The sequence below is a fragment of the Brevibacillus sp. FW306-2-1A-C05A genome, from assembly GCF_058781555.1.
This window is the reverse complement of record NZ_JBYSWV010000004.1, coordinates 157,672-181,689: the sequence shown is the minus strand read 5'-3', so window position 1 is coordinate 181,689 and position 24,018 is coordinate 157,672. Positions and strand designations below refer to the sequence as shown.

The following is a 24,018-nucleotide window of genomic DNA, read 5'->3' as shown; positions in this document are numbered from 1 at the left end:
GAGGAAGGTTTTTCACCTTCCCCGATTACACGTCTTCTTCTTCAAGCTTAGGTTCATCTGGCAGTCTGCCCCTTCGGACGAGACCCTCCAACTGTTTGGTCGGGATTTTCAGATTGTACGTCGCGTCTTCCAGCTTTTTGGGCGGTTTTTCACCAAGGGCTTTTTCCCGCTCTTGCTGTTCCGATTCTTCAAAAATCCGGGTGCGCTTCGTGGGACGATCGCTCTCTGCAATGAGCCATTTCCTATCTTTCCATTCACGAATGATCGATTTCAGGTTCTCATATCCCTCATGCCTCAGTTGCTTTTCCAGGACATGCTTTAGGATGGCCACCTCGGTGTAATCCCCTTGTGGGATCATTTTGCCCCAGCAATTGATTGGATTGGAGTAGATCCCCTCGATACGGAAATTGGCTTGATTCAGGATAATCAGCTGAACGATAAGCTTCCATGCTTTCAAACTAGTGTCGCGCTGTGAGCTGATGGCGTCCTCCTGTTGGACAATGAAATCGAGAATTGCGTCAAGTCGGAGGTTGAGGCCCAGAGCTTGGTTAGCCAAATCAGCTGCAGCCATAATGATGGCGTACTTTTTGGCAATTCTAGTGCGAAAGGGTGTATCCGGCAGTACATTCACGCAGCGATCTTGCCACTCATTCCATGTCTTATCGATAATGTCCAGCCCTTGATCGAACAGGTATTTCACAAATGCTTCCCCTGCGCAGCCGTAGTGATTCTGGATCACCCCTCGAATGGCATCGGCTTGAGCTGCTGATTCCGTCCACTTCACGTTTGGGAATTCGAAGACGCGAACCGTCAGACCCGCATTGTGATTGGTTCTTTCAAAGATGGACAGTTCCCCCGTAGAAAAGATGAACATTGCCCAAGTTCCCTGTTTGCGCTGCTGAATTTTGTCCGTTAGACGTGATCTTTCCTGTCCAAATGCTAGTTCGTACAGCATTTTGGTCAGGGACGCTTCTGTATTCATGGACAGTTCGTCAAGGGCAATAGGGATGCCATAGTTTCCATCTAACATGTTAATTATCGCATTAGATGTACCGTTCCATGATTTCCCAAGTCCTTTGCCCTTGTTAGAAGGCAAGCCAAAGATCGAAACACCCAGCAGAGCAGCTGTTGTTTTCCCTTGTGTACTTTTGCCCGCCATGCTTAAAATGAGGGTGTCTATATCGTTGTAATGATAAGAAAGATAGCCGAGAATGGCAGAGGCGAATCCCCCCGCCAAGACCAACTCTAGCGGGACGTGTCCGATAACATGCTGTTTGACCATGTTCAACCATGTGGCAAGGTCGCCCTTGGGCTTTAGATTGTAGCTGCCATTTTCATTGTCATTGATGGCCTTGACTGTATCATTAGCAGAGATGATGCGGTGATGGCGAAACACCAGCTGCTTTTGCTCGTCACGATGCCACCCGACCTGATGGAAAATGACCTTATGCGGCGCACGCTTTTGCTGCTCCCGCAGGTAGGTGGCGATCACCTTGACGTACTCATGTGGGATGTCGATCCCTTTTCCCATCAGATCGGGCAGCACGCGCGGCTGTATCTGAACCATTCCGATCGGTAGTTCGAGGTAGGTTCCCTTAAATTTGTAGCACAGATCGAGATGGACGTCCTTGGTGTCGAGATTCTGCACAGTTCGTTTGACGAACAGTGGTTCGCACACCTTGAAGATCGTTTCTTCGCCCGTTTCCTTGTCGAATTTCTTCACATACAAGCCATTGTTCTTGAGCGTGAAGTCCCCGACGGGAAACGATTGTCCCTGCTTGAGTGCTTCTTGGCTGATGCGTAGACGGTTGTTAGACCCTGTTGGTTGGGTTGTCATGGCTATCTCCTTTCAAAGTGAGGGTAGGGAGAGAGGGCATCCGTTTCCCTCTCTCCAGTCCATACGATTCCGTACCTGAGTGGCATCGCCGGAGCGATTCCGATCATGCTCCTAAACGTTTTTAGCGATCATCAATCCAAATCGTTTATGTCATCTACGTCATCGCTATCCTCACCCATGGGTGAAGGCACAACCTGGTCAACATATGCCAAAAGTGATTCCATGTACTGGTCATCTTGTACAATCTCCAGTGCGGAATTTTCAGATGCAACCTCTTGTTGGCATCCGTGACTACCAATTTCAACTGGATCGAGTTCATTCATCTCATCGACCCCCGATTCCCAATCGCTCTCGTCGCAGTCGGGCCACCACTTCCAAATCTCGAGCACTTTGATTCCGTTTCGCTCCAACCGGAAGACCTTATACTCCCAGCGGAAAACCGGTTCAATGAGGTCTTGTTTGACTCTTCTGCCCTCATTGAAGACTTCGTTTGCGTCCTTTTCGAGCACATAGCCGATGCTCTCTTCAAACGACAAATCCCCTTCAATCACCATGTAGCTGCACAGATCGTGTACCTTCGCTTCTAGTGCGGCAAGAAAGGTATCCCACTCGTCCTTTGAATCGAAATGCAGATTGTAGGGCAGCTTCCAGCCGATATCCAGTATCCGACCATTTTCCGTTGTACTTTGATTTAGTCCAATCCACGTTGAATCGTTTGGCCCGAAATCCAGCAGGTTTTCGTCCCTTTCCAAGCCAAAAGAGATCTGCTTTTCCAAGTTACTTGCGGAAAGTGCAATCACTTCGCCTATCGAACCGTTGATGTGCATTTCCATTGGCCTTTTGGCAATCAGCCAAGTCGTGTTGATCCAGAGATTGTTTACGCAGTACATACTTTTGCCTCCTTTGAATTCCATCGTTAGTTCCGTTGAATCGGCTGTTGATCGGCAAGTGACGATCACATGCCCCCGAAACGGACACCTTCTTTGGAACGCAAAAAAGACGCCCGTCAACAACAAGAATCTTTTCGAACAGACTCAAACAAGCCTGAGAGCTCAATCGCTCTGAAAAAATTCCTCTTGTTACATGGCGTCTTGCATGGGACTTCACACGCGGTTACTGTCCGGCATAATGACGATTTAGCATGCACACGGTATGGCTCAATGGCCATTCCAGCAGGGGCTTCCATAATCGAGGTATTCAACTGTAGTTAACACTCTAACACATGCCCGGCGATCTATCAATATTTTTTATTAACCTTCCAGAGATTTTTTGTTCCATCCCTTTATGAGGGATGGAACGTTATCACTTCACTCATCTATCTTCTGCACCCGTAGATAGCAGCGAATCGCTTCGGCCACGAGCCAGCTGTAGCTCGGGATGTACCTGCCTTTTTTCAGTGTTTCGATTGTCTCAAGCAGCTCCTTTTCGACGTAGATGGTCAGCTTCTTGTGCTGCTCATAGAAATCCGGTCTCCTTTGCAAGGTGGGGTAGGAAGGATCGGGTTGCCGGAAAGGAGCGATTCTTGCGTTTTGCCGATCCGAACAGGCAAGTTCAGACTGGCCTTTAGGCGGGTGCCGTCTGAATTTTTCGTGTTCTGGTTCCATGCTGGTCACCTCGTCGGCTTCTTCCCACCCCGAGTCCAAGTCCCTGTCGTCTGCTGACTCCGTCCCGCTGCCTTTCTCTTGCCATTGATCCCTGCCCCAGTTGATGCCGTGTGTCGATTGGCCGTTCTTGATTGGCTCTTTTGCCCCTGACAAATCCAAATTTCGTTTACGTCGCTGAAACATTCTGATCCCTCCGGTTCTTTGCATGTCGAAGTCGACGTCGTCGGACACGTCGACTTTATCAGATTGTTTCTCTGCGTGTGAAGACAAAAAATGGGCAAACTAAGTCTGCCCTTGAATCTTCCATCATGCCTTGATCGGCCACCTACAACAGCTGTTGGTACAACGGCTCCGGGTCGACACCATGTTCTTCCGCTACATGAGCAATGGCTTGTTCCCTGCTCATGCCCGCCAACACAAGTTGAGCAATCGGCCAAATCAGTTCGGTTAGTTGCTTCTTCACGATGGTTCCCTCCTTTGCATTTCGCTTCACAGTATCCGTCATTGGAACAAAGCTTGTTCTGCTCAGTATTCTTCGGGTAGGAGCATGGTTGCGTATTCCCCCGAATCCATCACCCACACCGTTACTCCGATGGCCAGATTTTCTGTGTGATCCAAGTAAATCACTTCCTCATGAAAAGGCTGCTCTTGCCTATTTACGACCTTCTGTATCGGCTCTCCGTCTACCCACTCAGTCGAAAGCTCAAACACCTGCATGTAGTCCAGTTTATCTCCCCGTTCCTGCCGCTTCTCAAGGATGTTCCACAGCATCCGTTGCAGCTCAATCGGCACGACTTCATTGACTCCTCGTGTCACGTATCTGTCCGAAGTAAACAATTTCCGCGCTTCCATCTTTACATGTACCCCTTTTCTCTCAAGCTGACGTAGGCACCCTCTGTTCCCACAATGATGTGATCCAAAACAGTGATGCCCAGTAGTTCACCTGCTTCTTGAAGTCTTTTTGTTACTTCCAGGTCGGGCTCGCTGGGAGTAGGGTCGCCGGAAGGATGGTTGTGTGCCACGATCACGGAAGCGGCGTTTGCCAAAAAGGCGACCTTGAATACCTCTCTCGGGTGCACGATGCTTGAATCAAGTGATCCCATCGAAACCGTGTGAATTGCCGTTGGCTCGTTTTTGGTACTAAGGCAAAGGAGCAGGAACTCCTCGCGGTCCGTTTCTTGCAGAAACTTCTGGAAGAGCCCTACCGCATCTACCGCCATTCTGATTCGCCGTTGTGGGTAGAGAAGGCTAGACTCCCTCACCATTTTCAGTCGGACGATGTTGATCCGTTTCGCTACTTCATTGATGGTTTTCATTCCACATGCTCCTCCAACCAGTTTTGGATTTCTTGATCATCGGTAACGACTATTTCAGGAACATAGAAGGCCATGGCGTACTCATTGGTGTAGACAACAACCACCTTGTACCAGCACTCTCCCTGTCTTTCCACCTTGTCAACAAACTCTGGCAGGCTGCCAAGCAATCCACCTGTTTCCCTCTGCAAACCGACTACGGACAGATCCCGAAGGTTGTCTCCCTTTTCCAATACGACCATGTACCCGTACATGTCCAACGTGAACGCCTCGTCCAGACCGTCGAAGTCAAACGCTTCCTTCAAGCCGAGGAATTCTTCCTCTAGGTACGACGTGAAGCTGTCGGAAAACACCTGCGCTGCGCCAATCAATCGCACGTCTTGGATCGCTTTAATCGTTTTCATCGTTCAAGTCCTCCTCACAGAAAAAGGCACTTTTCCCGACTTTGCTTCGGAAAAGTGCCCTTTATCATTTTTATTGATTGATAGTAATTGTGTTTAACTGGGTTTTCAATGATCGCCTACTTTATAGTAGACCTCAACAGCGTAATCTCTACTCGAATAAACGATTTGAAGAATCTTCCCGTTGTTATAAAAGTAATAATCTTGAACGGAATCGTACTTTGGGTCGAAGCTATTCGGGAAAAATTCCTTGATTCGAATCTTGTTCTTCGGTAGAATCTCGTACTCAATCCGGTAGTTCCCCGAACTATCAATGGTAGATGAATTATGAATCTGCTTTTCATCGAATTGAATGGTGGAACCTGTGGCCACACTTTTCCATTTGCCACCAATCTTTGTTTTAGATTGTTCGGTACTCCCTTCTTTATCCACCGTTTGAAATGCCAAGTTTTTCGCTTGTTCCGCTAAAATATTTTCTAAATCCGTTGATATTAATGCGGCACGAACAGAAGAGTTGGGTTCATCTGAATAAAACGAAATCATGTATTGATCGTTTACCATGAAGTCTGTAATCCAAGAGCCTGATTCTTCATCCTTGCCTTCTTGAATGAAAGTCGTCAACTTATTCCGAATGTCATTTTGCTTCATACCAATTCTCACACCGAAGATATTACTATTCGGGTTTCTTACAGATATCTTGGAGACACGATTTCGCTCATCTAAAAAGAAACTGAAATGTTCTTTTCCTGCGAATTCGTATACCCTGCCTCCCTCATACATGTATTTATTGATGGGTTGACCGAATTCATTGATGAGTATGTCAATGTCCTTATCCAAATACTTTATCTCTTCTAGTACAGGATCTTCTTTTACTTCTTTCTGCTTTTGGGGTAGCGGTTCGGTACTTGGTTTGATTATTGGTTCGTGACTTTTAGGGTTTACGGCTTTTTGACTCTGTAAGGGCTGATTGGTGGCGATTGATTGATGGTCTTGGGATGCATCAGGAACAAAATACACAAACAGAACAAAGAACAAAATGGCGGACAAACCATATTGAATCAGTACTTTGCCCCTTGTTCTTGTTTTTCCCCATCTAACAACCAAGCTTGGCTTTGTCAAACCAATCAGAATTGCGAGTACACAAAGAAACGATAGGAGGAGGAAATATAGAAACATCTTGTGCATCTCCTTGTGGCAAGATTTGATCATTCCAGAACAGAAGCTCTTCTTAAACTTAGTATTATCAAAGAAGAAGCCGACTCCCGTGGTCGGCTTTTTCTAGCAATTGCTGTTACAAGATGTCAATTTTGACTACGACACCATGTTGGATGGTCACTTGTAGTAGTTGGTTGGCCCGAAGATTTGACCAATTACTTGGCGCACCACCTTCGTTTACGCTGACATCACTTGCTACTGGGTATTCTTGTTCTTGATCATTTACATAGAGAACAACTTTCCCCTCTGGAAAGGCAACGGCTAAGCCTTCCACTACTGTTTCCGATGCATTCTCCGGGGGTGTTGGAGCAGTTGTTTGTTGGTCAGGTGTATCCGCTTTATTCGTTGCCGCCTGAACATCGGTACCCTCACTCTGTTGAACAGGAGTTACCCCAGAGTCAGCGGTCGTTTGTTTTGATGTTTCGATTTCTTTTCCCTCAAATACTTTTGCCAGCAAAGCCGCCTGCATGAACTTGTTTTGTGGGATCTCGTTGAAACCAATCGTATGAATTTCAAAAGAATTCGTTTCAGGATTGACTACAAATTGCATTCTCGCTTTCACTGGTTGTCCTTGATAGGTCATATCCCCTGTAAACTCAACGATTTTCTGCCCAGTATCTGAATCAAACGCAGACCATTTCGGTGAGCCGAAAAACTTGTCAAACGCCTCACCAATTTTTTGGTTCGGTCGGGCTGCAAAGGTACCCTCTCTTACAATGTCGACGTACTTTTGTTGTGCCGAAAACTGGGACAGTGCTCGATCAATGGGAGTAAAGACATCGATTCCTATCCAAGAGAGAGCCTTCATGAGAAAGACAAGGGCAGCAATGGAAAAGATGATGGTTCGTACTCCCCTAAAAATCCTTTTCCAGATCGGGATGTTTTTTGGTGCGCTATTTTTTTCGGGCATGCTTTGAATGGTGGTACTATCTTCACTTCGTACAGAATTCATGGTATTTCAATCCTTTCTTACAGCCTATCTATTCTTCTCACGTATGACTGTCGGATCATAAGAATTTCAATCGAATTTAGTAGATTCTTCCTACATTATGTTATAGATGTGATTTAATAGTCAATTACAATTTATAGTGTGTGTAAATGGTTTTTTGCCTCTAGTACGCTTAACTAGAGGTGGGACCAAATGGAAGAGAGTACGAAACAACTTGCCAAGATGCTTGGCGAACGAATTCGCAGTATCCGACTGGAGCAGGGACTCAGCCAGGAACAACTCGGTGAACGCTCGGGACTGCACACCAATTACATTGGCCAAATTGAGCGGGGAGAGAAGAATCTTACCCTTGAAACCCTGCTGAAAATTGCCCGTAGCCTAGGGACATCCTTGGAGCAGCTGCTGCATTCCATTGATCCGCTCGATCCCCACACCCCTCTTGGGCAAATTGTCGTTATGCTCTCTGAACGTCCTATTACGGATCATGCTCTTGTTTTAGCTTTGATGAAAACGGTCTTTTCATGGGAAGAAGAAAAGCGGAAGTGAGTCACAGTGGACTTTCTTCCGCTTGTTTGTTTGCCGAGGGGAATTGGCAGGCGAGCACTGTCATTTCCCAACGTACTGCAAAAATCTCTTTGCGCAGCTTTTCTTCTCGTTGTTGAATCCATTCGCAAACTTCCTTGAGTGTATCCTGACATGTTTCTCCCCGTTGTTTGTACAGCATCTCATCCTTTAATAGATACATCGCTTTCTCGCATGTCCTCACACCCCGTATCAGCGTATCCTCCTTGCCAACAAGCTCTTCGTATTTTTCCCGCACGCCATTCATGGAATCCCTCCTTATCCATTACAGCAGGGCCACAGCCTGCTCTTTGTCCTGTCTGCTGGTGTTGATGTAGAAACTCGCCGTCGTCTGGATGTGGGCATGTCCGGCCAGCTTGCTGACGGTCGTGATCGGCACCCCTTTGGTCAGGAGCCGGGTGCAGAAGGTGTGCCGGAACTTGTGCGGGTACATGCGGAAGCCGAGGCGCTTTTTCAGGCCCTCCAGCATCGTGTTGACGGCGTCCTTGTGCAGCTTCCCTGCTCGCTGGCTGACCAAGAGAAAGGTGCTGTCCGAGAATCTGCTGTGCTGCCGCTCCGTGCGAACGTAGTCTTTGATGAGATCTACCAGATCTGATCGGAGCGGGATTTCCCGATACTTTCCGCCTTTGCCTGTGACTCTCAGTATGTTAGTCAGGTAGTCGAAGTCACGCAACTGTATGCCGCACAATTCGCTCACCCGAACGCCAGTGTAGAGCAGCAGCCAAACGATCAGCCGATTTCGCAGGCTTACTTTGCTCTCGTCCTGTGTAAAAAACAGCAGCTGGCTCACTTCCTGTTCCGAAAAGACCTCCACTTCGCCCTCACTTCCCGCCGCCACTTTGATCCGATCTTTTCGAAGCGTGACCGCCATTTCCTTCGCCATTCCTTGTTCGATGAGAAACAGGTTGAAGGCTTGCAGGGAATTGATCTTCTTGTTGATGGTCGCGATGGCGTAGTTTTGCTCGACAAGGTGATTCTTGTAGCTGACTACGTAGAAGCGTTTGAGGTCGGTGGGATCGCTTACGCCCATGCCGAACAGGAACGCACAAAAACCCCTCACGTCGCCCACGTAGGATTCGATTGTTTTCGATGCGATCCCGTTTTCTACAAGTGACTGCTCAAACTCCTCGATTAGCTGCATTCATTCTCCCTCCTGAAACGAAAAATGCCCCGCAGCCTTTGATGGGCGCAGGGCGGTATTACTCGCTACTTCCAGTCGTTTTCTTGTTCAGGGTATCTTGGCTGATCGGAATGGATTATCCAATTGAACGTAAAAAGGCTCAGCCAATTGACTGACCCATCTGAGAGCAGCTTGAATTTCTCCCGGCCCCTCACCATCCCACACATCCTCCCAGACCAAATCTACGGTTCCTGTCTCTTGCGGGAGGTTTACGTAGATATCAATGACATTGACCAGATTTGATTGCTTCCTTTTCAAAACCATTCTGACAATGTGTGTTGGCAGACATACATCCCCGTCAGACCGCCTACTCTCGTCATCTTCCTTGTAAGCAAGCAATGGAGAACTTTTTTCAATCTCATCGAATGATTGAGCAGCAACAGCCAAGATCCAAAGATCCTGATACGAATCTTCGTCTCCCTTCATAGCAGCCCCTAATTTCAACATGTCCAAGAGCAGCTTGTTAGTTAGATTCATTGGATGCCTCCCCGTATATATTTTCCTTTTCCCCCTGAAACGCAAAGATGCCCGCAGCCATTTGATGTGCGCATGGCGTACTATTCTCGACTTCCAGACGTGAACTTTCGAAAAGCGTGCCACATCTCCACCTCATCGTTACCCCACGCCTGACGGACATTCTCCGGGTCGAGAATGCGGTAATGTTCGGTGATGATGTTCTTCTGGAGCTTCCATCCTCTTCTCTTGTCCAAAGTGTCCCAGAAAAAACTGCCCCCTAATGTCTTGGTCGGTAGGTTCGGAAAAAGCATGTACAACAACTCCTTTCTTTATATTCTCAATAATAATATAAGCTTGATTTTCAGATAGAAACGTACGTTCTTGACTGCTGCGTTTTCAGTGTCGGCTGGTTTACGGTGTTCAGTTAAATTCCATGAAAGAAAAAAGAGCCTATCGCTTTAACACGATAGACTCAGGAAGGGCAGAACAGCCTATTTCTTTAGATATTGATTCATTTCACGAATCTTGAGATATTTCTCTAGCTTGGCAGCACAAGGGGATTGTAGAAGTAGATCAACCGGATCTTTCAGGAACTCATTACCCGTTAGCACTTTTAAATATGCGCTACTATTCGCTTTTTCTTTTTCGACAATTGTAACCAATGCTTCCGTTACTTCACCCTGGCTCAAGAAATTTTTTACAAAAACCCATGCTTTAGGCGTTAGTTGTAGCGCTTTAAACGCCGTTTCCTTTGTCGGCTGAAACAAGAAAACTTCGCAAGCCTTTTTTTGTCGATCCGTAAATCCATACCGACTAAAGACGCCATCTATAGCATCAATTAGGCTTCTATCGTTGTTGTAACCCACCACTTTTCTCAAAATCACTAGGTTGTTGGCCATCTCTACTTCGCCCTTACTATTGTCGCGTATCACAACTGCATTAGATTCGGTTGATGTTACTGGCAAACTATTGTTCATTTACATACCCACCTTTGGCATTTTGATGAACACAAAAAAACACTCATTACAAAAACACTCCAAGTGATCATTGAAGTACTTTTGTAATCAGCGTTATTATCCAAACCGGATAGGTTTTGCCAAATAACTTCGTCCTGCCTTACGGTTATCCTCAGCTAGTTTAGAGGTTGTCCTACTGGCTCTGGTGCTGAATGGTGTTGTATTCATCTTTTGTAGCCATATGATACTCCTAATGGGCCAAAACTGCAAGGACTTTTTAGAAGGAGAGTGGGCTGAAAGAGGAGCTGACTGCATTCTTTATAGTTTGAAGTGAGGGTAAAATGGACAAGATTCTTGTTGGAAATGAAGGGGGGAGTCATGGCGAATCAGCCGAAAACTATTTCAGCGAGTTTCTGTAGCGTTTTTCAGTAAGTCCCGCCAAAAAGAAAAGAGCCTACCTCTCATGAGGTAGACCCTTTCGACTTAATGCGGGTGGTGACAAGCACCAATTCCCACGAAGTAACGTTTCGATTATTCTACTGTAACAGTTACTCCAGCGCTAGGAATGTTTGTTACGTTACCCAACACGTCAGCTGCATCTCCACCAGCGGCCAATTTCACAACAATTGGAGTTTTAATTTCGGAAGAGGACAGTGGTTGAGCAAGAGCGATTGTAAACTTAGTGCCAGTAGTATCACCTGCAGCAGCAGCTTCTACAGTACCAGTTTTTGCAACGCCATTTACATATACTACAAAATCTTGAGCATTATCTGTTGCGTCAACGATAGTGTTAGCATCCATTGCTTCACTGAAAGTCAAAGTAATTGTGCTGAGATCGCTAAGTTTAGCTGTTGCAGTCGGTCTCACGTTCTCGTTAAGTGGTACACTTGCATTAAATGCAGTAACGGCTTTACCAGAAGCATCCTTAATTCCGGAAACTGCTACAGTGTAGTTAGAAGTAAACTCGATTTGGTCTGGGTTCAGTGTAAGGTAAACAGTTTTCTTGTTACCTACAAACTTAGCGGATTTAGCAACTACTTTACCTTCTACAGTGTAGTTATTAACATTCAGTGCGCTAGTATCAACATCGCTAGAGAAGTTAACAATTAACTCGCTAGGGTTAGAACCAACTACTACACTATTTACTTTAGTTGTAGAAGCAGAACCAGCAATTGTAAAGGTTACAGCAGTGTTTGCCATTTTTACAGTGGAATCAAGATGATCTGCAATCTTGGAGCCATCCAGTGTCAAGCTGTATTGACCTGCAGGCAACTTAGCACCAGCACCGTCATAATTATCAGCATTCAATTTGATTCCATCTGCTACGCCATTACCATCTTTGTCATACGCAGTTACAGCAGCCGAAGCAATTCCACCTGCAAGTGTTTGCTCAACACCATCAACATCAACGTACTTAACTGTTGCAATTGCAGCAGGAGTTACATCTACTGTACGATCTGCTTCAAACACGATGTAGTTAGTTCCACCGATATTTTTCAAAGTACCTGCAGTAGATTTGAATGTCGGTTGGTTTCCTACGAAGTCTACATATTTAACTACTGGAGCTGCCAAGGACAAACCAGCTAGGTCTTTAGCATCTGCAATTTCAATTCGATGAAGACCAGTAGCCCAACCAGCGGCAACATATTTAGTACCAGACAGATCTACATCAAATGTTTTGTTATCGGATGTAGTTGCCTCAACACCAATAGCCGCCTTGGTTTCACCGTCAACCTTGATGGTGAAGAAGTCACCAGCGCCATTAGTTGCTTCTGCAAGAGGCTCGCTAAAGGTTACACGAATTACTTTAGCATTAACAGCTTTTACTTCAGCTACTGTCGGAGCAGTTGTATCTGTTGATACTGTGAAATTCTTCGAAACTGGGTTTGGAGATACAAGGTTACCAGCGAAGTCTTTCAGTCCAGTAACAACTACTTTGTAAGCTCCAGCTGTAGTAAGGGTGGAAACATCAATTGTAACCGATTTACCATCGGCAGCTGGAGCGAATGCACCAGCAACTGGAGTTACATTGGCACCTGTGCTGCTTTGAAGTTTAACATAAGTATCAACGGTAGCCAGCCCACCGTTAGTGAGGTCTACTGGCTCGGTGAAGGAAACTTTAATATGCTTAGAGTCAGTCCAAGTAACTTCACCATCTACTGTTGGTCTTGCAGTATCGGAGATAGTCATCAATTGGCTATAGTCATCAATTTGATTTCCATCAGCATCAAGTACATTTGCTACTCCGATAGCGTAAGAAGTTGCAGTAGTAGTGAATGCCTCACCGTTTTTCAATGTGATGATAACAGTTTTGTTATCATCTTGGAGAACAGGAGTCCAAGCGGTGTTATCAAGTGCAGCACCACCTACTGGAGCAGCAGTGTAGTTAGTTCCTACTTCAGCCGTTCCTTTTTGAACTTCCTTGTTGAATACTACTTTAAGTTGTTTAGCGTTAATAGCACTTACCGACTCAACTTTCAAATCACCAGTAGGCACATCAACTGCATCGTTACGAGGATCGTAAGAAACACCATTAGAGCCATCCAGGTTTACTGTTACGTAAGAACCTTCAAAATCAGTTTTGGTCAGGTCTCTCTTTGCTTTTGACAGAGTGCCTTTAGCCAAGATTTCACTGAACTTAGCGCCTTTGCCGTCAAAGTCAACAAACACCAGGTTGTTAAAGTCGCCGTCTGGATTAGCAGTATTCAGGTTGGTAACAAATTGTTTTTTAGCTTCAGCAGTAAGGTTGAACAGATCATCCAGCTTATAAAATTTGTCTACGCTACCGCCCATGTAAACACCTTGTGTTGGTGCAGCAAAGGCAGAAGCAGCCATGCTAGCGAATACTGTAGCAGAGAGCAGGGAAAGAGTTACTTTTTTATTCACGTACTACCCCTCCGTATGTTGAATAAGGAATTTTTATTTAGTGAGTATGTAGAAACAGCGGAAGGAGGTCCCTCCCTCCGCCGTTCATCTCACTTTAGTGCTGAACAGACACGCTGTCTATCAAAACTTATTTGAAGTTTACAGTTGTAGTATCTGTTTCGCCTTCTTGGCTAGTTACTGTAACTTTCAAGGAGGTTACATCAACAGAAGCAGAGAAAGCAAATTTGATTTTGTTTCCTTCTACTTTTCCATTGAAAGTTTCACCGTCGAGTGTAACTGTTGCAGATTTTACTTCGCTAGCGTCAACATCTTTGTTCAAATCAACAGTGAACAGATAGGATGTCGCAACACCACCGATAGAGAATTTGCCATTTTCTACAGTTACAGAAGTAGGAACAGCATCCCAGTCGTCGTTGCCGTCACCGTTGTCATCGCCGCCGAAAGATTGTTTCAGGAAGTCTTCAACAGCTTTTTCATCGACGCCTTCTTTTTCTACCCAGTCTACGCTACCTACGATCAGAACGTAGTCATAACGATCGCCGTCGATTTCGCTGCTGTCCAGCAGAACGATGTAGTCGCCTTCTTCTACGCCATCTTCAGCTTCGAAATCATCGTATACATCGATGAAAGCAGTGGAAGATTTAGTCAGCAGTTTGCGAGTATCGCCTTTGCCAGCTTCGTAAGTGATGGTGTTGCCGTTAACATCATCTACACGAGCAACTGTCAGTTTCTCGATGCTAGCATTTTTCCACTCGGATTTATCCACCAGTTGTACGTTGTTTTTAAGATTGATTGCTTTGTTGTTAACAACTTCGATAACGTCATCAACAACTACTTCATCATCGGAGTTCAATTGGAATGCGATGAAGTCGCCGCGTTTGATACCACGATCTTGCAACTCTTCACGATCATCGTCCAATTTGTACTCTTTTGTTGTTACAGAGTCGCCATCTTTAGTGATAACTTTGATGGTGTCTTGTCTGTTGGAAGAACCGTATTCTGTAACTACACCGTAGTAAGTGTCGCCAGTCAGACCGTCGCCTTCTACTACGAAGATCGCTTCTACTTCGTCTTTATCTTCATCAACGGAGTAGTAAACTGTCAGATCGTCCTCGTCAGCGATATCTTTGAACTTAGCAATGCCTGGGTTTTTCAGTTCAGCGCGTTTGGAAGACGTATCCAATTTGCCAGTCATTTTGAAGATGGCAGTTTTGTCGGTTACTTCGAAGTCGCCAACAACATCGTCGGTTTCGTCTGCCAGTTTATCCCAAGCAGAACCGGACGATTTACGCAGTTTGGAATCCAGAATTTGAACTTTGTCAACTTCGCCTTTGGAATCCAAAGTTACTTCCAGCAGAGCGATGGACTCATCTTTGCTTGGTTGCAGGATGTCTTCCAGCTCATCAGCTTCCATGTTGTCGCGGCCGTAGTGTTTGCCTTCAGCATTGTAAATGTCCTCTTTTTCCAGGGACAGAGCCAGTTTTTTACCTTTTTGAGTCAACACAGTGAAGTCGTAAGTGTCTTTCGCAGTGTTGTAAACAACACCTTTGGTAACGATTGCTTTTTGTTTACGATCGTCGATTGGATCTTTCGTTTCAATGTGACGAACGCGGCCGGAAGCATCCAGTACCAGCTTCACTGTTTCGGAATCCAGGTTGGATACCAAATCCCAGTTTTTGTCATCGAGATCTTTAACGTCTTTGTTTCCGTTATCGGAGTAAGTGGCACCTGGGTAGATACGGTAAGTTTTGCCGCCAACAGTCAGACGGAAGTCAGATGTGCTGCGGCTAACTACTTTGTCAACTTTACCTTCTACTACTGTGCGGTTAGCGAATACCAACAGTTTGTCTTCATCGCCATCAGCGTAGTATACAGAGTATACGTCGCCTTCTTTCAGGTCGCTCAGTTTCGCTGGTTTGCCATCCAGGAATACCAGGAAGTCCTTGCCTTCTTCTTTGTCTTCCAGCTTGTTGAACTTACCAGTGTCGAGGTTGGTGATTTTCTTTTTCTCAACATCGATTTTGCCGATCACTTCAGAACCGTATTTCGCTTTGGAGTTCAGGTTCATTTGGGTGTCGTCAATTACGTGCATGTAAGAAACTTCGTTATTGCTGTCCAGAACAACTTTCACACCAAAGCTGTCGTTAGCAGAGATGATCTCTTTCAGAGCGTCAACTGGATCGCTGTAACGTTTGAAGTTGTAAGTAATTTTGGAGTTTTTGTTGAAGCGGTAAGTTTTGCCGCTTGCATCCAGTTCCACTTTCAGATCTGCCAGATCGGAAGTGCTCAGGTTTTTACCGTCAGTAGTTTTACCTTTGAGGGTAAATTCGCTCAGACGATCCAATACTACTTCTTCGTCCTCGGAACCTTCCATCCAAACGATTACGTTTTCTCTGTCATCTTTGATCCACACTTGTACGCGTTGACCATCGAAGTCGTTAGGGTTGATACCGTCAGCAACTTTGTAAGTAGTGTTGCCCAGACCAGCTTCTTTACCGTTCAGGGTAATTTCGTTCGCTTTCAGTTTACCCAAGCCGATTGCTGGTACGTTAGTAACGAGTGGCAGATCGTCGGAATCATGATCTTTCTCATGAGCCCAATCCATGTCAACTACAGTTACTTTCAGGTATTTCGTCAGGAGAGTTTTGTTGGTAACTTCGTAACGAACGTCAGTTCCGAACTCAACTTGCTCCATCAGGTCTACGCGAAGAGCGTTGTCCAGCATTTTGAAGATGTCGCCACGAGTTGCTGCATTGTTAGGAGTAGTGATGCTCTTAGCAATGTTCAGCTCGGAAGCTTTGGAGATCATGCTGTTTGGCCATACGCCACGAACTGCTGGCTCATAACCCAGTGCACGAACGATCATAGTTACCGCTTCAGCGTAAGTAACTTGGTTTTGTGGTTTGAAGGATTTGTCCGGGAAACCTTTTACGATTTCTTCGCCGGAAGCTACGTTTACGAAACCAGCAAACCAATCGGTAGATTTAACGTCAGTATAAGTAGTGTTGAACTGTGCCAGTTTCGCACCTTGCTCCAGTCCGCGAGCGCGAACGATCAGAGTAGCGAACTCTGCACGAGTGATTGTTTTGTCTACACCGTATTCGCCGTTGCCATAACCTGCTACCAGGCCAAGAGCTTCGAGGCGCTTAACGGTTTTTTCCATTGCAGCGTCCATTTTAGGAGCTGTTGTAGTTGCATCTTCTGCTGCGAAAGCCATTGGAGCAACAGAAAGTGCGAGTGCACTAGCCAATACACTGTTAACGACCTTTTTCATAACCTTGTGTTCTCCTCCTCTAGTATAAACAAATTGTTCTTGGGGAATATTTGTTGTTAATCTATCTTTCTTTTTAAAGCCCGAATCCTGCAAGCGCGTGTCACCTCCTTTCGCAGGCCAGCTTCGCTTTTTTGTGTTAAAAATATCTAGTATATTCAGTATTGTGTAAAATGCAACAATCAATAGTGTAACACAAGTGCTAGAATTCGTGAATCTTTTTTACACAATTCCCCGTATTTCGTGTGACATCCTATTAAACGCCTGAGCCAATCAAAAGTTGCGGCGCCTTCGAAAAAAATTTAAAGATTTTTTCGTGGGTTCGTATTCACCTGTCGATTATGTACGAAGTGACATCCGCCACACTTCGTATTATAGGGTACGCAGGGCGGACTGTCACCATTGAACCTTTTTCCAGTTCTGTTCAAAACCTTACAAATCTTTCTTGGTCACACAAGCCTAGTTGCCGAGTGCTGTTTCAAAGTTTACGACAGCCAGGTTGTAGTTGAGAATCGCTTTTTGGTACTGGTTCTCGCGGTCGGAAAGCTCTTCTTCTGCCTGGATCACTTCAAGTGTAGTCGCCAGGCCGTTTTCAAAGCGCAGATTTGTCAGACGGTAGCTCTCGGCAGCAGAGTTTTTCGCTGTTTTCTGGAACTCAATCGCCTCTCTTGCCGCATTCAGATTCAAATAAGCTTGGGCAACTTCCTTGGAGATGGTGCGTTTTTGTTCCTCGATCGCCATTTTCGACTTATCTACGTTATTGCGGGCTTGACGACCTTGGAGGGTCGACAATGCCGAATACTCCTCGATCAATTTGACGTTCAGTTCTGCCAAATTCAGTTCTTCCTGTACTTTTGTCATCTCGACACGTTTGGAAAGAGCCTGAGCTTGTGCTTGCTCCAAAGTCAAGGAAATCGGCGCAACCTGTTTGTTGCTGGAGACGATCTTCCACTTTTTGTTCAGGTCAACGCCAAGAAAATCATTCAAATCCATGCGCGCTACTTCTACCGCATTTGCTGCGGATGTCAAAGCAGCCTTTGCCCCTGCTACGCCCATTTCTGCCTGCAGGACGTCTGTTTTTGCTTTTGTTCCCACATCAAATGCCGCTTTGGCCACTTTCAGTTGCGTTTCTGCACGCGTCAGGCTTTGTTTTTTCAATTCATAGTCGTCCTGCGCAAAAATGAGGTTGTAGTAGACATTTTGCGCACCCAATCTGATTTTGGATTCTGTAGCTTTCACCATCAGTGCATTCAGTTTTTTGTTGATCTCTGCTTGTGCATTCCCTACGTACTTGGCCTTTGCGGCGTTCAATTGTTCTTTTGTTCCTTCCAGGGAATCAATCATATCTTTGGACATGTCAGCAGAGGTAATATAGGAAAGCGATTCGTTCAAATCCGCATTTTTCGCGTCAATACGTGCATTCTGGAGCGTATTGTTGGTTTGCAACGCTTGTTCAATCGCTTTTTCCAGCGTCAGCTCTTCCAGTGCAGCAGTCTCGGATGTCGTTGTATTGCCTGTTTCCGCTGCTACTGTTTGTGCTGGCTGCGCCGGTTTCGCCGCCTCTGTTCCTGTATTGGCAGATGCCGTCAAGGTTCCTGCTCCAATTGCGGTTGTGAGTACAGCCGCCAAACTGATGCTCATCCACTTGTTGCTCGAATATGGAAAATTCACGTGATTCCACTCCTTTTGCTTGTATTGATTGTAAAACTTTTCACTACTTGAAATATTACAGTTTGTCCCAAGATCACTATATCACAGAGTAATGTTTCGCACACGAAAAATTAGTGCCCTACCAGCATTTTCATAAGGGATTACACGCACTTTAACATGTATAGATCATCCCTTTCTGATTTAGTCCTTCTTTGCCTCATAGATTACTACGATTCTGTGTCAAAAACATTTCAGGATTCGCCAACATCATTTTTGCATGCTATCCTTTTCTTGAGGTGATTGATCGATGCTTACAGAATATAAAACCGTCGCTGGCTATGGAGAGGACTACATCGTCATTGAGCGTTCCCGCTTCATTGGCTATGCGCAACGGGTTACGACGGAAGAAGAAGCGGTTGCTTTTATCGCCATGATTAAAAAGAAGCACTGGGATGCCACCCACAATTGCTCCGCTTTTGTCATCGGCGAAAACGACCAGATTCAACGCTCAAGTGATGATGGCGAGCCTAGTGGTACGGCAGGCAAGCCGATCCTGGAGTGCATCAAGAAAAACGGCGTCAAGGATACTGTGGTAGTCGTGACCCGTTACTTCGGCGGAATCAAGCTGGGCGCTGGCGGGCTTGTTCGGGCTTACACAGCGGGAACGGTCACTGCCTTGAAAGCCGCCAAGATTGTCGTGCATACTCTGCACCAGGCTATCTCGGTCAGCGTGGACTATACGTGGTGGGGCAAGGTGGAAAACGAGCTGCGCATCGGGGAATATCGGGTGAGCGGGACCGATTTTACGGACAAGGTCACGGCGCATGTGTTGATTCCTGAGGGTGAACAAGGTGCGTTTGTGGAGCGGTTTACCGATTTGACGAATGGACAGGCGCAGATTACCTTGGGTGAAAAGGAGTATGTCGAGGTGCCTGTGGAGGCTGTGGGGGATGAGTAGGGGGAAGTTGATTTTTTTTTGTAACAGAAGCAAAAAAAAGCTGAAGGGGCAGACGCCGTCTTCAGCTTTTCTTCTATTATATATGCGAAAGTTTGAAACTACTGCTGAGGAAGCTTTTTGAGTTGAACCATAACCCGAACTGTGATAACTGCCATCTCGGCACGAGTTAAGTTATTTGTAGGCTTGAAACTGTAAGTTGGCTTTTTCACATCCACTTCGTTCGGTTCGCCGTTCATCAGCTTCGCTTTGCTGACAACAAGAACAGAAGGCGCTGCGTAGTAGCCAATATCTTTTGCATCTGTAAACATCTTGTTCAAAGCAACTTTGGAAGCCTCAAGCGTCCCCAGTTTCAAGTTCAAAGCACGTGCAATCATGATAGCTGCTTCTTCACGAGTCAGGGAGTCATCCGGTCGGAAGTAGCCTGGTTGTTTCCCCCGAATAATGCCTGCCCTCGCAGCAGTCTCGATGTACTTGTACTGATAATCCCATGTATCACGATTTGGACGTACATCCGAGAATGTTGGCTCTAATGGATCACGTTCATTGCTATCGCGATAAGGGCCAGCATTAATTGGCAATGCCAGAGCTTTTACAAGCATGGTTGCAAACTCACCACGAGTCATGTCACGGTTTGCTCCGAAGCTGCTTCCACTGTATGCAGGCATGATCCCCTTTGCGTACAGTGTTTCAATCGCATCCCGGGCAAAATCATGGTTCACTACATCATCATAAGACTCTCTGGTTTTCATGACCATGTAGAAACCAAACCCGGCAAACGGGACTTGCACTGTCTTGGAACTGGTATTTACAACCCCACCAATGTTTTTCCATTCGTCTCCGTTATGATAATAAACCGTGAGAATGTTGTTTGCTGCATTTACGATGGAGGAATCGTATTTAATCGTAAGCGTTCCTCTACGGCTTGGCACCAGATTATCTTGCCAACGGCTCTTGAAATCTTCCGCGTCGCCTTCATCGTAATAAGGGTCACGGCCAAATGGAGCTTGCGTATCTCCTGCGTCTACATAGAAGAGCGGGCTGGCATAGTTGAATTTGGATTCGAGAACCAGCCTGTCTTCCAAGTTATCGTCAGCAATATTTACTTGACCAGTAGTACGATCGGCAATCCCGAAGTACAACGGGATATCAACAAAGATATCTCCATTCGGGTTCTTGACCTCTTGACCTGCTCGTCCATCATCTGGCGAGAGGAGGACAGTACCTGCAGGGAACTTCAATTCAAACTGTTTTTCAAACACACTAAACGATACTTTCTTACCCAACACGTCGCGGTACTCAGCACCGTTTACAGATGAGTTTGCGTTGTAAATCTTAATCTCGTCATTGTACGTACTGTCACCCACTACGACGGAGAACTTCACCGTATTAAGGCCCTTTTTAAGAGGTACTGTAGATGTAAATACATAGTACGTTTCTGGAATGGTCTTTCCTTGTTCATCATCGTAATAAAAGTCAGGGTTGGTTGTATTTGTTACTTTCGCTTCCGTTTTACCAAACAATACTTTGTTTGCATTCTCAGCGAATACTTTTACAACAGCACTATTACTGTTTACAATGATGTACTGGTCTGTCTCTTTTGCTTTAACCGGCGAAAGAACTTCCCAGCTAGAATACTTTTGCTCAATATTGATGTCATAGCGAATAACAGTACCATTGTCATCTTCTGCGACGATCGTATAAACCGTCGTTCCCCCTTTTTTCAGGGTCAGTGGGAAGAGTGCCAGCTTCTGTTCCTGTTCTCTCGCATCTGTTACCGCATCCTGAACTTCCTCGACAAGATCCCCATACTTCTTCGAACTCATTTTCCCTTCGAATTTGGTTCGAGATAATGAGTCGATATTGTGGTCATCGTACAAGTCTCTCAGATCATTATTCAAAGCCGCTTCCAATCGAGCATTCACGTATTCCTGGTTCGTCGTATCTTGCTCCCAGTCTCCGCTCTTGTAACGGAAATCGTTAATACGCTTACCGTTTTTCTCGATGTAAACATGTGTCGCATCATTCACGCTAAAACTCAAGCTGCTCAGGAAGTTGGCTCCCGTACGATAAGCAGGATCTGCCGCTTTCTTGGTCAATTCCTCTGTATCACCGTTGGAGATAATCTCCAGTTTCACATCCTCAATAGATGGTGTCTTTGAGGTATTATACGAAACATTGTAAATAAAAACCGTTTTCGGATCGTCCGTCAAAGTGATTTTCAAGACGTTGTTCCCTTTTTTGTAAGCCAGTTTATCTTTAAGGATCGAAAACGTTCCCTTATTCGTATCCACGCTCGTAATCCCAACTGGGGCGCCATTCAGAGTGGCTTCAATATTCGTGGATGTCAACACATAATTGTATACTTTCCCATCCAAGTTCCGGATATCATTTTCACTCTTCACTTGATATCCATCTTCAAAGCTTCGCACTTGTCCAGATGCGTCCACATAAGTCAGTTGTGCATACGGTGTAATTCGGACATCCAGTGTATAAGCCGTTGACGCAGCAGGGCTTCCTGTATAGTCAATAACCAATCTCCCAGTGCCTTGTGGAAGTTTTTTCAAAGTAAGTTTAAATTGATTCGAACCTGACGTAATCACATAATCTTGATTCGCTGTTAATGTTTGATTGTTATACTTGATTGCAATCTTGTCAGCCGTAATATTTTGTGTTTCCACCTTCAATTCCAAAGGCGACGACACAATAGTGTTCGCTGCTGTTTGGGACAAGATTTGGCCATTCGCCAAGTTTGTTACTCGTTCAAAGCTTGGTTTGGAGCTGTCCAGATATTTAAACTCATACTCGTAGTTTGCAATCGTGATATAGCCCGACGGAGATGTAACCGAACCGCTGGAGTCTTTGGTCAAATACTGGTAGCTCAGTGCAACTTTATACGTTTTCCCGTCCTGGAATGCTCCTGCTGGTACATTAAGGTTAATCGCATATTCTGTAAATCCGCTTTGTGGGTTGCCAATAGGAGTGAACGTTACTCCTTCAGCGGTTTTGTATTCTGTTTTATTTGTCCCTTCGTAAATCGTCACCTTGAATTCCTGGAACAACTGCTGTCCTGCAATGTCAACATACTTCAACAATGCCGAACCGTTCAAGGCCATCGCAGTAGATGTAGCATTTCCTTTAAGCACCGCTTGCTGATTTGGCTGCAATGCCACTCCGCCCAAGCTTACCTTGTAAAATTGATCGGAGCTTCCTGCTGAAGTAGTCGTGACGAGCAATTTTCGCACAAATGTACCTACTTCTTTATTCTGGTTGTACACTCGAATTTCCAGCGTATTTTCACCAAGCTGGGATGGAATGCTCAGCCCAAATGAGCCTGTACGATTTACCTGAGTTTTTACTACATCGCCAGTACGCAGATTCTTCACTTCAACCGTATCAGCATTGAGAGCTTTCCCGTCCATATTCAAACTCAGACGATTTAAAGACGGTACGGTAATATAGGTTGGATTGCTTGTAACGTTCGGATCGTTTAACGGCGTATCGTTAATTTTCAAATCGCTAACGAGAGGGGTATTGTTGTATTGAACGAAGAATTGATAGTGTTCTTTCGTAACATTCCCCACTTTTTCATAGAAGGAAATCTGATTCAACCCTGGCTTCAGGCCGATATTGCTGAATGTAAAGGTACTGCCACTAATGGATGGCGCTGTGTTGCTCAAGTCTTGAATAGTCTGCCCATTATTGGTTAAAATTTTCAAACGCAGGCTACTTCCCGTCACACCACTTCCAAAGGTACCTACGATGTTAATTGTAGAATCACCGTAGACGACTGGATTGTAAGCGGTTGTTCCGCCAGAGAAGTTCGTAATGGTAATCGGACTGTTCAGCGAGTTGTACTCGTAATAAATAATATCTCTCTCGCCTGTATTGGAAGCAAGAAGTTGAACAGCATTTAGACCAGGAGACAAGTCAAAATCTGGTAGTATTCCACCGCTACCGTATACGGTACGTACTGTCGTACCGTTAACTTGCACTTCAACAGCCTTTGTTTTGTCAACCGCTGTCGAAACACTATATGAGTATTTAAGACCAGATACAGTTCGGCTCGTTACCTTTTTCGGATCACTGGCATGCTCCCCTTGACCAGAATTATCAAATGTTAGCGGACCTGCTCCAGGTGAAGCTGGATTGGGAGCGTACTGAATATAAAATTCTGCCGTATCGTTCGTAGGGTCTGTCGTTACTTTTGGTCTAACCGTAACTTTAGTGACAGCACCACTACTATTCAGATGAAAATCTGGCAATGTGACGGTATTATTAGAAAAAGTCACATTATTGGTGAGGAGAACCCCATCTACCGTAATGTCAACACCTTGCCCAGCTTTTGAGCTATCTTTATAGGTTAATTGAATGCCATGCACTAATTTTGTGATTGTCTTAATAGGCGTAGTATAGTTTTGCCCATTGCCACTTCCTGTCGAAGCGACATAGGCTGCTGGCACAACCACGCCTGTCGTCGTATCCCAATTAGAGCCTAAGGCCGCAGACACAGGCAATGCTGGCAGCACACCCGTCATAACAAGCATTATCGTCAAGCACATGGCCAGCCAGCGACGGAATTGTTGAATTGGCTTACTCATTTCTTCACCTCTCCTTATTATTCTGAATCTAGTTTTCGTCCCATTCTCTGTTTAAGCTGAGATGGGACAGACCTTCCCCTTTCCTTTATCGGCTAATTTCTTTCCACAGTTAAGAGCTTCCCCCTAAAAATTGGCGAAAAAAAGCCACTGCATAAAACATGC

The 24,018-nt window shown here is 45.4% G+C and carries 20 protein-coding genes; 2 read left to right on the top strand and 18 right to left on the bottom strand.

All coding sequences use genetic code 11. The annotated features are described in order from the left end of the window. Positions 1-25: 25 nt before the first annotated feature. From AC3WJN_RS05875 to AC3WJN_RS05835, 9 genes are all read right to left on the bottom strand, one after another. Entirely contained in the window at positions 26-1,837 is a 1,812-nt protein-coding gene (locus AC3WJN_RS05875; RefSeq protein WP_007778532.1) for a DUF927 domain-containing protein, read from the bottom strand. A gap of 131 nt (positions 1,838-1,968) precedes the next feature. After that, the gene (locus AC3WJN_RS05870; RefSeq protein WP_007778529.1) at positions 1,969-2,727 is read right to left on the bottom strand and encodes a hypothetical protein; all 759 of its coding nucleotides are present in this window, start codon (positions 2,725-2,727) and stop codon (positions 1,969-1,971) included. 417 nt (positions 2,728-3,144) lie between these two features. Next, positions 3,145-3,624, bottom strand: a complete 480-nt coding sequence (locus tag AC3WJN_RS05865; protein ID WP_007778527.1) for a ribbon-helix-helix domain-containing protein — start codon at positions 3,622-3,624, stop codon at positions 3,145-3,147. A 142-nt stretch (positions 3,625-3,766) separates the two neighbouring features. Beyond that, positions 3,767-3,904, bottom strand: a complete 138-nt coding sequence (locus tag AC3WJN_RS05860) for a hypothetical protein (protein WP_007778524.1) — start codon at positions 3,902-3,904, stop codon at positions 3,767-3,769. 62 nt (positions 3,905-3,966) lie between these two features. After that, entirely contained in the window at positions 3,967-4,293 is a 327-nt protein-coding gene (locus AC3WJN_RS05855) for a DUF960 family protein (protein WP_035316790.1), read from the bottom strand. Positions 4,294-4,295: 2 nt separating this feature from the next. Further along, a complete protein-coding gene (locus tag AC3WJN_RS05850) occupies positions 4,296-4,757 on the bottom strand; it encodes a JAB domain-containing protein (RefSeq protein WP_007778517.1) in 462 nt (153 codons plus the stop codon). Then, positions 4,754-5,158 carry a hypothetical protein gene (locus tag AC3WJN_RS05845; protein ID WP_007778512.1) on the bottom strand — a complete coding sequence of 135 codons (405 nt, stop codon included), beginning with the start codon at positions 5,156-5,158 and terminating at the stop codon, positions 4,754-4,756. The genes AC3WJN_RS05850 and AC3WJN_RS05845 overlap by 4 nt, the downstream gene beginning before the upstream one ends. A 105-nt stretch (positions 5,159-5,263) precedes the next feature. Continuing rightward, positions 5,264-6,331 (bottom strand): hypothetical protein, encoded by a 1,068-nt coding sequence (locus AC3WJN_RS05840; RefSeq protein ID WP_007778509.1) that lies wholly within the window; start codon positions 6,329-6,331, stop codon positions 5,264-5,266. Positions 6,332-6,446: 115 nt separating this feature from the next. Continuing rightward, positions 6,447-7,322, bottom strand: a complete 876-nt coding sequence (locus AC3WJN_RS05835; RefSeq protein WP_007778507.1) for a hypothetical protein — start codon at positions 7,320-7,322, stop codon at positions 6,447-6,449. Between the two features lie 189 nt (positions 7,323-7,511). Between AC3WJN_RS05835 and AC3WJN_RS05830 the strand changes: the two genes are divergently transcribed. Beyond that, positions 7,512-7,865: a helix-turn-helix domain-containing protein gene (locus tag AC3WJN_RS05830; RefSeq protein ID WP_007778504.1), complete on the top strand. Its 354-nt coding sequence runs from the start codon at positions 7,512-7,514 to the stop codon at positions 7,863-7,865. A 1-nt stretch (position 7,866) separates the two neighbouring features. Here the strand turns inward: AC3WJN_RS05830 and AC3WJN_RS05825 are convergent, their stop codons facing one another. The 8 genes from AC3WJN_RS05825 to AC3WJN_RS05790 form a co-directional block, all read right to left on the bottom strand. Further along, complete coding sequence (locus tag AC3WJN_RS05825) at positions 7,867-8,148, bottom strand: hypothetical protein (protein ID WP_007778501.1); 282 nt, start codon at positions 8,146-8,148, stop codon at positions 7,867-7,869. A gap of 18 nt (positions 8,149-8,166) precedes the next feature. Continuing rightward, the gene (locus tag AC3WJN_RS05820; RefSeq protein ID WP_007778498.1) at positions 8,167-9,042 is read right to left on the bottom strand and encodes a tyrosine-type recombinase/integrase; all 876 of its coding nucleotides are present in this window, start codon (positions 9,040-9,042) and stop codon (positions 8,167-8,169) included. Positions 9,043-9,129: 87 nt separating this feature from the next. Continuing rightward, entirely contained in the window at positions 9,130-9,558 is a 429-nt protein-coding gene (locus tag AC3WJN_RS05815) for a hypothetical protein (protein ID WP_007778495.1), read from the bottom strand. 80 nt (positions 9,559-9,638) lie between these two features. Beyond that, positions 9,639-9,848 carry a hypothetical protein gene (locus tag AC3WJN_RS05810; protein WP_007778492.1) on the bottom strand — a complete coding sequence of 70 codons (210 nt, stop codon included), beginning with the start codon at positions 9,846-9,848 and terminating at the stop codon, positions 9,639-9,641. 180 nt (positions 9,849-10,028) lie between these two features. After that, the gene (locus AC3WJN_RS05805; protein ID WP_007778489.1) at positions 10,029-10,514 is read right to left on the bottom strand and encodes a hypothetical protein; all 486 of its coding nucleotides are present in this window, start codon (positions 10,512-10,514) and stop codon (positions 10,029-10,031) included. A gap of 510 nt (positions 10,515-11,024) precedes the next feature. Then, the gene (locus AC3WJN_RS05800) at positions 11,025-13,379 is read right to left on the bottom strand and encodes an Ig-like domain-containing protein (protein ID WP_007778487.1); all 2,355 of its coding nucleotides are present in this window, start codon (positions 13,377-13,379) and stop codon (positions 11,025-11,027) included. Between the two features lie 127 nt (positions 13,380-13,506). Continuing rightward, entirely contained in the window at positions 13,507-16,653 is a 3,147-nt protein-coding gene (locus AC3WJN_RS05795; protein WP_007778484.1) for an S-layer homology domain-containing protein, read from the bottom strand. 456 nt (positions 16,654-17,109) lie between these two features. Next, positions 17,110-18,321 (bottom strand): TolC family protein, encoded by a 1,212-nt coding sequence (locus tag AC3WJN_RS05790; protein WP_007778481.1) that lies wholly within the window; start codon positions 18,319-18,321, stop codon positions 17,110-17,112. Between the two features lie 286 nt (positions 18,322-18,607). Between AC3WJN_RS05790 and AC3WJN_RS05785 the strand changes: the two genes are divergently transcribed. Further along, positions 18,608-19,258: a YigZ family protein gene (locus AC3WJN_RS05785; protein ID WP_007778477.1), complete on the top strand. Its 651-nt coding sequence runs from the start codon at positions 18,608-18,610 to the stop codon at positions 19,256-19,258. Between the two features lie 98 nt (positions 19,259-19,356). Here AC3WJN_RS05785 and AC3WJN_RS05780 read toward each other — a convergent pair whose 3' ends face one another. Then, complete coding sequence (locus tag AC3WJN_RS05780) at positions 19,357-23,856, bottom strand: S-layer homology domain-containing protein (protein ID WP_007778473.1); 4,500 nt, start codon at positions 23,854-23,856, stop codon at positions 19,357-19,359. Positions 23,857-24,018 lie beyond the last annotated feature (162 nt).

What these genes read in the sequence shown, in the direction of transcription:
- AC3WJN_RS05840 (WP_007778509.1), bottom strand. Translation starts at nt 6,331, where the DNA reads ATGTTTCTATATTTCCTCCTCCTATCGTTTCTTTGTGTACTCGCAATT.
- AC3WJN_RS05845 (WP_007778512.1), bottom strand. Translation starts at nt 5,158, where the DNA reads ATGAAAACGATTAAAGCGATCCAAGACGTGCGATTGATTGGCGCAGCG.
- AC3WJN_RS05865 (WP_007778527.1), bottom strand. Translation starts at nt 3,624, where the DNA reads ATGTTTCAGCGACGTAAACGAAATTTGGATTTGTCAGGGGCAAAAGAG.
- AC3WJN_RS05825 (WP_007778501.1), bottom strand. Translation starts at nt 8,148, where the DNA reads ATGAATGGCGTGCGGGAAAAATACGAAGAGCTTGTTGGCAAGGAGGAT.
- AC3WJN_RS05780 (WP_007778473.1), bottom strand. Translation starts at nt 23,856, where the DNA reads ATGAGTAAGCCAATTCAACAATTCCGTCGCTGGCTGGCCATGTGCTTG.
- AC3WJN_RS05855 (WP_035316790.1), bottom strand. Translation starts at nt 4,293, where the DNA reads ATGGAAGCGCGGAAATTGTTTACTTCGGACAGATACGTGACACGAGGA.
- AC3WJN_RS05810 (WP_007778492.1), bottom strand. Translation starts at nt 9,848, where the DNA reads ATGCTTTTTCCGAACCTACCGACCAAGACATTAGGGGGCAGTTTTTTC.
- AC3WJN_RS05835 (WP_007778507.1), bottom strand. Translation starts at nt 7,322, where the DNA reads ATGAATTCTGTACGAAGTGAAGATAGTACCACCATTCAAAGCATGCCC.
- AC3WJN_RS05870 (WP_007778529.1), bottom strand. Translation starts at nt 2,727, where the DNA reads ATGTACTGCGTAAACAATCTCTGGATCAACACGACTTGGCTGATTGCC.
- AC3WJN_RS05830 (WP_007778504.1), top strand. Translation starts at nt 7,512, where the DNA reads ATGGAAGAGAGTACGAAACAACTTGCCAAGATGCTTGGCGAACGAATT.
- AC3WJN_RS05875 (WP_007778532.1), bottom strand. Translation starts at nt 1,837, where the DNA reads ATGACAACCCAACCAACAGGGTCTAACAACCGTCTACGCATCAGCCAA.
- AC3WJN_RS05785 (WP_007778477.1), top strand. Translation starts at nt 18,608, where the DNA reads ATGCTTACAGAATATAAAACCGTCGCTGGCTATGGAGAGGACTACATC.
- AC3WJN_RS05815 (WP_007778495.1), bottom strand. Translation starts at nt 9,558, where the DNA reads ATGAATCTAACTAACAAGCTGCTCTTGGACATGTTGAAATTAGGGGCT.
- AC3WJN_RS05850 (WP_007778517.1), bottom strand. Translation starts at nt 4,757, where the DNA reads ATGAAAACCATCAATGAAGTAGCGAAACGGATCAACATCGTCCGACTG.
- AC3WJN_RS05820 (WP_007778498.1), bottom strand. Translation starts at nt 9,042, where the DNA reads ATGCAGCTAATCGAGGAGTTTGAGCAGTCACTTGTAGAAAACGGGATC.
- AC3WJN_RS05795 (WP_007778484.1), bottom strand. Translation starts at nt 16,653, where the DNA reads ATGAAAAAGGTCGTTAACAGTGTATTGGCTAGTGCACTCGCACTTTCT.
- AC3WJN_RS05805 (WP_007778489.1), bottom strand. Translation starts at nt 10,514, where the DNA reads ATGAACAATAGTTTGCCAGTAACATCAACCGAATCTAATGCAGTTGTG.